Raw genomic sequence first — 11,081 nt, forward strand, 5'->3', positions numbered from 1 at the left:
TAAAGATGAGAACACAACACAAACTATCGTTGCATAGAGAGACACTTAAACATAGGAATAAAAAAAGAGCCAAGGTGACTGCGTCACCTGGCTCCTCGGTCCACCAACATCAAAAATTCATGAACCTAAAAAATAAACCAAACACCTTTAAGTGCTTGGTTCGTTTTACTACTGATTCATTTCCCATTGTTCTACTAATGCTTGATACACGGCTTCAGTCTCTGCTTGCGTCGTTTGGTTAAAGATCAACCACCCTGGTGACTCCCCGTCACTAAACTGAATATCGATGTGGTAAGGATGACTGTCATAGATGAAGAGTTCTACTGGTCCGTAACCCTCTAAGTTAAAATGACCAAAGCGTTTCTCCATTCCACCAAAACCATTTGTGCGTGAGCCTTCTAACGGACCTTCATTTAATTCAATCGATTCGATTTGGTCATAGGCCACTTCAAGTCCGTACATCGGTGCTTCGACGGCAACCGTATCTGCTTGGATTGAAACATCATATTCTGACAGACTCATCATCAGAACGAGCCCAATAATACCGACGACTAAGATTCCGAGGATCGCCATGATGACCTTTCCAGCTGGATGAGCGACATTAATTGTCGTACCCATTCCGGATATACGTTTAGGCACGAATAATCTGGAATCATTTGGATTATAGTAGGCACCCCATTTATACTGGCCTTCTTCTTCAGGCATTTGCCATTCCGCTTGATCAAAAAATGTTGCTTGGAGGTCTTTATTTTTCTGAGTTGTTCGGGCCATTAAAGCAACAATGGCTAGTAAGAACACACCCAATAATAGGATTAGCCACAGATCCGATGGATTAAAGAGAACGAGTGCTGTGAAAGCAATAAAGAAGATATTGACCATTAAACTCATCTCCAAGTAACTCACCGCATTATTTCTTTCAAAATGACGCATGTAAGCTTGGGTCACTTCACTATCTTTGGACACAAACGGCGTCTTACTGCTAATCACCATATCATAAGACAAGGGTATCACGATGAGCGTTAGCGGTACAAGGATTAAAGGCAGAAGGAAACTTCCTGAACTTTGAGCGACCCATGCCATGATTACTGGCACCCAACTCAGTAACCAAATGAGCCATGCCCATTTCTTGCTTGGCGCTGCTTTTCCTTTTTCTCGGGTCACACTGATATCGACCACGCGTTTTTGTGTTTCATATATCCAACCCTTTTCCTGCTTTAAGGCCATGAATTTTCTCTGCCAAATCGACACCGGCACATAAGATAAGACAAAATAACTAAATAATATGAGTATCCACATAAAATCGCGCAACCCTTGGAATAGATCCAAACTCACCAAGAATGACAAGCCAATAAAGACGGCTCCTATAATTAGTTGAGTCACTCTAAACTGGCGTTGTAATGTCTTAACTTCATCTGTTTCAGCATGTTCTGGCGCAAAAGACAGGCCAAATATTTTGAAATTTTGGTAACTGACGGCGTAATTCATCATCATTACAAAGACTAGGATTAGAATAATCGTCATTAAAATCATTGATTCTCTCTCCCTTCAATTAAATTTTCTAACATCGACACGACTTTTTCTTTAAGAGCTTGATTATCTTCCGTCTTGGCTAAGCCTTCTGCCAAAGTCACTTCCAGTCGGTTTAAATACTCACTTTCAATCATATCGTCTGGATTCTCTCGCACTTTTGTTCCAACCCGACGGTCCACTACAATAATACCTTCCCGCTTCAAGGTTTGATAAGCCTTGTTCACCGTCATTGGATTGACGCCCAAATCTTGAGCCAGTTGCCTTGCGCTTGGTAAATTTTCTCCGTATTTTAAATCCCCGCGGCCGACTCCTAACACAACTTGATCGCGAATTTGTTGGTATATCGGTGTTTCCGCTGATAAATCTATCTCCATTAACATATTCTCACCCCTTCGATTCACTTCTTTCCATCTTCCTTAGTTGTATTATATCATATAATACACCATATACACAAATCACGATAAAAAATAGAGCGTTTAGTTAAAAACGCTCCATCTCATTGCTTACACCGCTTGGATAAAGTTACCAATATTAACTGCACCTAGAATTAGAATCATAATAAAAATATAAGTTCTAAATTTGTCAGTGTCTATTTTGTTGTAAATTTTTCTTCCGATATACATGCCTAAAGCAACGACTGGAACTGAAAAGGCGAAGTAAATAGCCACATCCCAATTCCAAAAGCCACTTAAAGCATGACCGGAAATAACAAATACGCTCGAGATCAAGAAATGAGATTGAACTGTTCCTAGAAACTGACGTGGCGTCCAATCACGGGCCGCAGCATAAAGTACCACTGGAATACCGTTCATATTATAGGCACTCCCTAACATACCGCCTAGAAATCCGAATGGATAAGAGTAATTTGGATTTTCAAATTTTGCTTGTAAGTATTCTCGACGCGCGGGTGAGGCCGTGAGTGAATACATTGAATAAATCACTAAGACACTCCCTAGAATCAAGTTAATCACTGACTGTTCTGCAAAGCGAACTAGGATCAGTCCAACCGGAATCCCGATGATTGTTGCGAGTGTTAATTTCTTAATCACGACTGGATCTTTATCTTTCCAACCTCTTTGAATTGACATCAATGCAGTTGTCATCCCAGTCAGACCAATTAATGACACCGATACTGAAAATGGAATCGGTAGTAGCGCTAATAATGGCATACTTACAACTGAGTCCCCAAAACCAAAGGTTGCACGCATGAGTGAGCCTAAAAAGACCGCTCCAACAACCATTAAAATTAGAGTATAATCCATCAAATAACCTCTTTCACTTATATTTCAACTCTTTGAGTGTAGCATAGACTAAAGGGGGCGTCTATTAAGGAAAGGGGCATTTAGACAACAAAAAGCCCGAACACCCCCCATGTTCGAGCCTTCTTAAATTAAGCTTCTAAATTTTCACCATTTGTTGCGATAACTTTTTTGTACCACTCAAATGAATCTTTTTTCGAACGGTCGAGAGTTCCGTTCCCTTCGTTATCACGGTCAACATAAATCATTCCGTAACGTTTTTTCATTTCACCGGTAGTAAATGAAACTAAGTCAATAATTCCCCAAGGAGTGTAACCCATTAATTCAACGCCATCATAATCGACTGCTTTAATTAACTCTTCGATATGGCCTTTTAAGTAGTTAATACGCTCTGGGTCATGGATGCTGCCGTCTTCTTCAACCGTGTCTATAGCTCCAAAACCATTTTCAACGATGAATAAAGGAACTTGATAACGATCCCACAAGCGATTTAATACATAACGTAAACCAACAGGGTCAATTGTCCAGCCCCAATCACTAGCTGATAAGTAAGGATTGTCAACTTGATAAGGAATCTTACCATGAACGTTTGCTTCCTCATCTTCACCTTGCCCGCTATTAATATCAACCGCATTCGACATGTAGTAACTGAACCCTAGATAATCAACGGTTCCATTAGCTAAAATATCTGCGTCACCGTCTTTCATTGGAATATTCAGGCCTTCACGTTCGAATTCTTTTAGAGCATAATTTGGATAGTAACCATTTACTTGAACATCTGGGAAGAAGTAACGTAGACGCATTGATTCTTCAGCAAGCATCACGTTTTTAGGGTCTGAATTGATTGGATAGATTGGAATATGAGAAACCATTGCGCCAATTTCAAAATCCGGATTGATTTCTTTGCCAATCGCAACAGCTTTTGCACTTGCTAAAAGAACATTATGCGCAGTTGTATACCTGACTTCTTTAGGATTCTCGCCTTCTTTAACTTGAACCCCGACGTTCGTCCATAAGAAGATTGGATTCGAATAATCCATCATGTTATTAATTTCATTGAAAGTCATCCAATATTTTACTTTATCTTTATAACGGTTAAATACAACTTCAGCGAATCTTACAAAGAAATCAATGACTTTACGGTTTCTAAATCCACCATATTCATGAGCCAAATGCAGTGGCATTTCAAAGTGAGTTAAGGTAATCACCGGTTCGATATCATGCTTTAATAACTCATCGAAAAGATCATCATAAAATTGTAGACCTTCTTCATTCGGTTCTGCCTCGTCACCTTTTGGAAAAATACGCGTCCAGTTAATTGACGTACGGAACGCTTTTAAGCCCATCTCAGCGAATAACGCCACATCTTCTTTATAACGATGATAGAAATCAATCGCTTCGTGGTTTGGATAGTATTTACCGGCTTCAACGGTTTCTGTGATTTCACGCGGTTGTCCGTTCGCACCCGCGGTCATTATATCCGCAACGCTCGGCCCTTTACCGCCCGCATTCCAGCCACCCTCTAATTGATGGGCAGCTACTGCCCCGCCCCATAAGAAATCTTTTGGTAATTTACTCATTAATTTTTCCTCCTTATTATTTATGAACGATAATAACTTCTTCGCCATCCAACACAACTTCTACATCCATATAGTCAGCTGTATTAGTAACAACAACCGGTGTAACCGTTGGAAGTCCTTCTGATTTAATCATATCCAAATCAGCTTCAATTAATAATTGCCCTCGACTTACTTTATCGCCTTCAGTCACGTGAGTTGTAAACGGACGTCCTTCAAGACCAACTGTTTCCAAACCAACATGAATTAAAATTTCGACTCCACCGTTAGAACGTAGTCCAACAGCATGCTTCGTTCCTGCTACTAAAATCACTTCACCATCAAAGGGTGCAACAACTTGTCCAGCAGTTGGTTGAATACCTACACCTTGTCCCATCATTCCACTAGCAAATACTGGATCTGGAACATCTTCTAAAGCAACAACTTTACCTTCTAATGGTTTCGAAATAAGTTCATCTGTTTGTGTATCTCCTTCAGTTACTTTAATATCACTTACAACTTCATCAACCGCATCTTCACCGTATCCAAAGATTTGAATCAGGATAACTGGTAAGATGATCGCAATCGCTACACCTAATAATTCACCCCAGAATGACATTGGGTATTCACTGTTCAATGCGTTGAACACTGTCAGTGGACCAGGTAACCCTGTAAAAGCAAAGTAATGTGCTCCGAATAAACTCGCTACAAGAGCCGCAATAGCACCTGAAATTGAGGCAATAATGAATGGCTTTTTAAAACGTAAGTTCACTCCATAAATAGCTGGTTCTGTAATACCAAAAATTCCTGGTAAAAATCCAGATATACCTGCTTGTTTAATTTCTTGTTTTTTCGCTTTAATTGCTACCCCTAAAGCAGCACCTACTTGCGCACTTACTGCTAGAGATGTGAATGCTTGAAGTGAGTCCATCCCGTACTGGTCAAAGTTCGCCAGCATAATCGGCATAATACCCCAATGAATCCCAAACATTACAAGCATTTGCCATAATCCACCTACTAAAGCTCCAGCAACAACCGGCGCGAAATTATAGATAAAGTTGTACCCTGCCGCAACAAGGTTAGCCGCACCAGCCGTAATAGGTCCTACTACTAATAACGTTAAAGGAACGGAAATAACAATCGCAAACAGTGGCGTTAAGATTGGTCGAGCCACTTCTGGGAAAATTCTGTCTAAATATTTCTCTAAATAAGATAAGCCCCAAACTAAGAATAAAGCTGGTAGTACACTTGAAGTATACGTTGTCTCACTTAATAGAAAACCGAAAAAGCGGAATTCTTCACCAGCTGAAACTTGGGCAATAATATTACTTAAATCCGGGCTCACTAATGCCATCGAAGCCGCAACCGCAATATATGTATTCGATCCAAAGTGGCGTGAAGCCGTGATCGCAATAAATATTGGCAAGAATACAAACGGTGCCCACGATACAATATTAAAAATTTGATACGTTCCAGTCTCTGCTACAGTTGGAAATAGTGTTGTTAAAATAATTAGTAGCGCTTGCAAAATTCCCGATGCAGCTAAGATATACACAAATGGCGCAAACACCGCTGACATCGTTCCAATTATCTTGTTTAAAACAGATGTATTACTTTGGTTACCTTCATTTGATTGATTTGGTTTCCCAGCAATTCCCGCCGCCTCAACAAACTCGTCATATACTTTACTTACATGTTGCCCAATAACAATTTGATGTTGCCCTGCATTTTTTATTGCACTGACCACACCGGGCAGTTTATTGATATCATCTAAAGAAACATTTGAATCATCATTTAAAAATAGACGTAAACGTGTCGCGCAATGCGTTACTTTATCAACATTCTTTGCCCCACCAATTTGTTCTAGAATGACTTTTGCTAACTTTGCATTTTTATCTTCACTAGACATTATGTATATCTCTCCTTCTTCCTTAGATTAGTACGGATACAATTATAATTGTACCCCCACCTTTTGTCAACTGCCAAATAATATGTTATATTTTAAGCAAATTTGGTATGATAGAAGTAACTAAATTAAGTAAAGGATAAAATATAATGCTTAAATATGAATATACAGCAAAAGAAATAATTAAATATATAGAAGCTAATAATTTAAAGCAAGGTGATAAATTACCTAGCTTAGATGAATTAGTTTCCAAATTTGAAGTAAGTAAGAACACTGTCATTAAAGCCTTGGATGAGTTAGAAAGCCACGGATTAATTTATCAAGTAAGAGGGAGTGGTATTTTTGTTCGAGGACGTAGACATAAAGGCTATATTAACCTTATGGAGATTCAAGGTTTTGACAGCATGTTGCGCGAATTCGATATAACATCCACTGTCTTAGAGTTAAAAGAAGTCATCCCGTCTGAAACCGTTCAGGCACATCTACAAATCGACGCTAATCAACCAGTTTATTACTTGAAGCGACTCCGTTATATCGAGGGACGCATCTTTTGTATTGAAGAATCTTACTTTGATAAAAATATCGTCATGTATTTGAATGAACAAATCGCAAAAGATTCCGTCTTTAATTACTTAACGAACAATCTAAAACTGCAAATCAGTTTCTTAGACCATTACCTCAGAGTTGGTAAGTTAAACCAACAAAATGCCGTTTACTTAGAATTACAAGAAGGCGACCCAGGTATTCAAGTCGAATCGATCTTTTACTTGGCTAATGGTGTGCCATTTGATTATTCAAAAATCATCTACCATTATGAAGAGTCACAGTTCTTTATTCAAGGAAATAGCTACTCCAACTTAATGAACTAAAAAAGAGCAGGCATCTTAGAATCATTGATTCTAAGATGCCTGCTCTCGCTATATTTAATGTTCAGTCTTTCGGATTAACAAGTTAAAGATTAATTGTGTAATAAAAACGATAATTAAGATCAACACAGTTGCGACTAGGATAACGTCCATACGACTACGTTGGTAACCTCTCGCAATAGCCATCGTACCTAATCCACCCCCACCAACAGTTCCGGCCATCGCTGTTAAACCAATGACGTTAATAACGGTTGAGGCACTTACACGTAATAAAGCTGTTAACCCTTCGCGTAAATAAACACGCGTAATAATATCAAAACTTGATGATCCCATGGCTTCAGCAGCTTCAACTACCCCTGGATTAACCTCTAATAAGGCAATCTCAACTTGACGAGCAAAGAATGGAATCGTACTTACAATAATTGGAATTGTTGCAGCTGTTGGTCCAATCGTTGTTCCAACAATCGCTCTTGTTACATTTATTAATAAGGCCAGTAAAATAATAAATGGAATTGATCGGAAGATATTCACCAGTGAATCTAAGACCTTATAAACGACTTTATTCTCTAAAATCCCATTGAAACCAGTCACTGTCATAATAATACCCAGTATCAAACCGATTAAACCACCGATTCCAATAGATACGAGCATCATATAAACTGTTTCCCAAATGGCTTCCACAAATTCTTCTCTTAATTCCCAAGCATATGGAATGTGTGTTTCTAAAAATGTAACAATACCTGACGACACTTCTTTCGAACTACTTCCAATTGTTAAGACTAATTCGCTCATGTTATCCCTCCCTCTTCACGTATTCTTTTACTAAATCATTAAATCTTTGTGTGCTGACATCACTATTTTCAAGATGCTCAATCACTTTATCAACATTCTCTGATGTCCCTTCGACTGCGATTAACATATTCCCAATCGGTGTATTTTGTAAAATTTCCACATGTCCGTAAAGGATATTGACGTTTACATCAAATTCGCGTACTAAGTTACTTAAGATGGGTTTCGTTGTTTCATCTCCAACGTAACTCAAGCGAATAATCTCACCATTCTCATCAATGTTTTGAATCATTGGATGCGTGAGGACTAAACCGATTTCTTGGTCAAAATGCGTGGCTGTATTAATAAATTCTTTTGTTAATGATTTTTGAGGATTTGTGAACATATCAACGATTGAACCTTGTTCTAATACATGCCCGTCTTCCATAACAGCTACGCGATGACATAGGTCTTTGACTACAGACATCTCATGTGTAATAATCACGATGGTTAAACCTAATTGTTCGTTTAATTTGCGTAATAAATCTAGGATTGACGATGTTGTCTTGGGATCCAAAGCACTTGTTGCTTCATCACATAAAAGAACGTCTGGATCATTCGCTAAGGCACGCGCAATCGCGACACGTTGTTTTTGACCTCCAGATAATTGACTTGGATAATTATCTGTCTTCTCTTCTAAACCAACGAGATCTAATAACTCAGCCACTTTATGAGCGACCTCATCTTTACTTAAGCCACTTCCTTTTAACGGAAAAGCGACATTATCAAAAATTGTACGCGAATCCATTAAGTTAAAATGTTGGAAAATCATTCCAATCTTTTTACGCGCTCCACGTAATTCTTTCTTACTTAATTTTTGCATTTCTTGTCCATTTACCGTAACCGTTCCTTGTGTGGGTGGCTGTAGTAAGTTAATCGTACGTACTAAGGTACTTTTACCTGCCCCACTGTAGCCAACAATTCCGAATATTTCACCGCGATCAACTGTAATATTCACGTCTTTAACCGCCGTGACAACTTTGTCATCATTACTAAAAATAACATCGATATCTTTTAGTTCAATCAATTTTTTATCCTCCTATCTATACAAAAAAAGCACATTCATCTCTTTAAAAAAAGGACGAATGTGCATAAAAAGTTCGTGGTACCACCTTAATTCGCCAAACCATTACTAGCCTAGCCTCATACAGTACAAATCTCTAAGAAAATATTTATACTGCGACGATGTTAACGGTTGTTTCCGTTCATTCTTACTTATCTTCAGAATGACCGCTCCATGGCCATGTTCACAAGCTATCTCTTTACTCACTTTCACCATCTGCGAGCTCTCTTTGAAAGATGTCACTTCTTACTTACCATTTCATAGCGTTTAGTATTTTTTTATCTGTGTGTAAGCATATCTAAAAATGAGAATAATGTCAATGCACTTTATGTAATTCTCATAATCAAAAACAGCAAAAACTACAACACTTAAAACGCACACTATCACTTCAATCTTCCTAAATTTTAATAATTATGGTATTATGAGGTTGTTATTAAGATTAAAATCAGATGAGTTTATTCTATACAATGCAATACGTAGGAGGAATATATATGACAAAAAGAAATACAAAAGAAACGTTAAAATCTATTAAACCGAGTCCGATTCGTGCCTTTAATGATAAAATTTCAGGTATCGAAGGCTTAATTAAATTAACCTTAGGTGAACCAGATTTTCCAACACCTCGTTTCATTAAAGATGCAGCAATTCAATCTATCGATAAAAGTTTTAACGGATACAGCCATTCAAAAGGGTTAGCTGAATTACGTGAAACGATTAGCGGTTATTTAAAACGTAAGTACGACCTAGATTACCGTGCTGAAGATCAAATTATTGTAACCGTGGGTGCGACTGAAGCAATTTTCGTTTCACTATATGCATTACTAAACCCTGGTGATAAAGTTGTTGCCGCTGCGCCGAACTATGCCGTTTACAAAACTCAAGTAAACTTAACTGGTGGGGAATTTGTACCGGTAGACGTAACAGAAGATGACTTCATCTTAACGCCAGAACGCTTAGACAAAGTGTTGACTGAAGATAAAGACATTAAAGTCTTATTAATGAACCACCCATCAAACCCAACAGGACATACTTATACAGCTGAGCAAATCGAAGGCCTTGCTGAAGTCGTTAAAAAACATGATATTTGGGTGATTTCAGATGAAATCTATGCAGAGTTAACTTACAAAGGCAAACACGTCTCAGTAGCTAAATATCTTCCAGAACACACGATTTTAATCAATGGTGCATCTAAATCGCATTCTATGACTGGATGGCGTATGGGGATTGTTGCGGGGCCTGCAGATGTCTTAAAACAAATTTTTGTTATTCATCAAGGTGCAATCAATGCGCCAACAACGCAAGCACAATTTGCTGGACTTGCTGCTTACTCAGAAGAAGGAGACGCAGCCATTGAAGAAATGCGCTTAGAATACAAGATCCGTCGTGATTACTTATTGGGCCGATTCCGCGATATGGGCTTCGATGTCTCAACACCGAATGGTGCCTTCTATCTATTCATCAAGATTCCAGATTGGTTTGAAGGCGACGACATGGACTTCTGTCTTAAAGTTGCTCACGAAGCAAAAGTTGGTCTAGTGCCTGGTCAAGCATTCGGTGAAGCTGGTAAAAACTACTTCCGTCTAAGTTATGCTGCAAATCTAGAAAACCTAGAAACAGCCGTTGACCGTATTGAAGCTTTTGTTGAAGAAAATAAACTTAAATAAGTATAGTGATAATTATCAACACCTCCAAGTGATGCTTGGAGGTGTTCTTTGTATTGGTTAATCAGTGGTTAAGTAGAAGAATTATTATTTATTCTTCCGGTTAAACCGATTAAATGGAAGAATATTTTATTATTGTTCTGGTTAAAGTGATTAAATGGAAGAATATTTTATTATTGTTCTGGTTAAAGTGATTAAATGGAACAATTCTCGCCTATTCTTCCAGTTACCACCCGAATCTTTAAAAATCTGCAAAGAAAAAACACACAGCGGACTGTGTGTTTTTAGGTTCTTGAATTTTTGGTGTTGGTGAGAGAAATCTCACTGACACCTTTTTTTGTATGTACACAAAAGCCAGTGAATTCCTATATAATAAAGTTACCATACATTACTAAAAGGAGAATTCACTTGG

The 11,081-nt window shown here is 38.3% G+C and carries 9 protein-coding genes and 1 other annotated feature; of the genes, 2 read left to right on the forward strand and 7 right to left on the reverse strand.

The window, feature by feature from the left end; all coding sequences use genetic code 11:
* Positions 1 to 168 precede the first annotated feature (168 nt).
* The 5 genes from ACEN4N_RS10195 to ACEN4N_RS10215 form a co-directional block, all read right to left on the reverse strand.
* Complete coding sequence (locus ACEN4N_RS10195; protein ID WP_407094169.1) at positions 169 to 1,530, reverse strand: DUF5808 domain-containing protein; 1,362 nt, start codon at positions 1,528 to 1,530, stop codon at positions 169 to 171.
* Positions 1,527 to 1,910 carry a GntR family transcriptional regulator gene (locus ACEN4N_RS10200; protein ID WP_138403867.1) on the reverse strand — a complete coding sequence of 128 codons (384 nt, stop codon included), beginning with the start codon at positions 1,908 to 1,910 and terminating at the stop codon, positions 1,527 to 1,529. The genes ACEN4N_RS10195 and ACEN4N_RS10200 overlap by 4 nt, the downstream gene beginning before the upstream one ends.
* 123 nt (positions 1,911 to 2,033) lie before the next feature.
* Entirely contained in the window at positions 2,034 to 2,792 is a 759-nt protein-coding gene (locus ACEN4N_RS10205; RefSeq protein ID WP_407094170.1) for a sulfite exporter TauE/SafE family protein, read from the reverse strand.
* A gap of 128 nt (positions 2,793 to 2,920) precedes the next feature.
* Positions 2,921 to 4,369 (reverse strand): 6-phospho-beta-glucosidase, encoded by a 1,449-nt coding sequence (locus ACEN4N_RS10210; protein WP_407094171.1) that lies wholly within the window; start codon positions 4,367 to 4,369, stop codon positions 2,921 to 2,923.
* Positions 4,370 to 4,385: 16 nt separating this feature from the next.
* Positions 4,386 to 6,254: a beta-glucoside-specific PTS transporter subunit IIABC gene (locus tag ACEN4N_RS10215; protein ID WP_407094172.1), complete on the reverse strand. Its 1,869-nt coding sequence runs from the start codon at positions 6,252 to 6,254 to the stop codon at positions 4,386 to 4,388.
* 146 nt (positions 6,255 to 6,400) lie between these two features.
* Here ACEN4N_RS10215 and ACEN4N_RS10220 point away from each other — a divergent pair, with 146 nt between their 5' ends.
* Complete coding sequence (locus ACEN4N_RS10220) at positions 6,401 to 7,120, forward strand: GntR family transcriptional regulator (protein WP_407089790.1); 720 nt, start codon at positions 6,401 to 6,403, stop codon at positions 7,118 to 7,120.
* Positions 7,121 to 7,174: 54 nt separating this feature from the next.
* Here the strand turns inward: ACEN4N_RS10220 and ACEN4N_RS10225 are convergent, their stop codons facing one another.
* Both ACEN4N_RS10225 and ACEN4N_RS10230 read right to left on the reverse strand, forming a co-directional pair.
* Entirely contained in the window at positions 7,175 to 7,855 is a 681-nt protein-coding gene (locus tag ACEN4N_RS10225) for a methionine ABC transporter permease (protein ID WP_407089828.1), read from the reverse strand.
* A 55-nt stretch (positions 7,856 to 7,910) separates the two neighbouring features.
* Entirely contained in the window at positions 7,911 to 8,972 is a 1,062-nt protein-coding gene (locus ACEN4N_RS10230; RefSeq protein WP_138403872.1) for a methionine ABC transporter ATP-binding protein, read from the reverse strand.
* Positions 8,973 to 9,019: 47 nt separating this feature from the next.
* Positions 9,020 to 9,279, reverse strand: a binding site (T-box leader).
* A 220-nt stretch (positions 9,280 to 9,499) separates the two neighbouring features.
* On the opposite strand from ACEN4N_RS10230, the gene ACEN4N_RS10235 reads away from it, so the two are divergent.
* Entirely contained in the window at positions 9,500 to 10,672 is a 1,173-nt protein-coding gene (locus ACEN4N_RS10235; RefSeq protein WP_407089789.1) for an aminotransferase class I/II-fold pyridoxal phosphate-dependent enzyme, read from the forward strand.
* Positions 10,673 to 11,081: the final 409 nt, after the last annotated feature.

The sequence above is a fragment of the Ruoffia sp. FAM 20857 genome (assembly GCF_045528645.1).
GTDB lineage: Bacteria > Bacillota > Bacilli > Lactobacillales > Aerococcaceae > Ruoffia > Ruoffia halotolerans.

Bases quoted from the DNA above. Each gene is read 5' to 3' on its own strand.
- ACEN4N_RS10210 (WP_407094171.1), bottom strand. From the start codon at position 4,369: ATGAGTAAATTACCAAAAGATTTCTTATGGGGCGGGGCAGTAGCTGCC.
- ACEN4N_RS10205 (WP_407094170.1), bottom strand. From the start codon at position 2,792: ATGGATTATACTCTAATTTTAATGGTTGTTGGAGCGGTCTTTTTAGGC.
- ACEN4N_RS10220 (WP_407089790.1), top strand. From the start codon at position 6,401: ATGCTTAAATATGAATATACAGCAAAAGAAATAATTAAATATATAGAA.
- ACEN4N_RS10200 (WP_138403867.1), bottom strand. From the start codon at position 1,910: ATGTTAATGGAGATAGATTTATCAGCGGAAACACCGATATACCAACAA.
- ACEN4N_RS10215 (WP_407094172.1), bottom strand. From the start codon at position 6,254: ATGTCTAGTGAAGATAAAAATGCAAAGTTAGCAAAAGTCATTCTAGAA.
- ACEN4N_RS10235 (WP_407089789.1), top strand. From the start codon at position 9,500: ATGACAAAAAGAAATACAAAAGAAACGTTAAAATCTATTAAACCGAGT.
- ACEN4N_RS10195 (WP_407094169.1), bottom strand. From the start codon at position 1,530: ATGATTTTAATGACGATTATTCTAATCCTAGTCTTTGTAATGATGATG.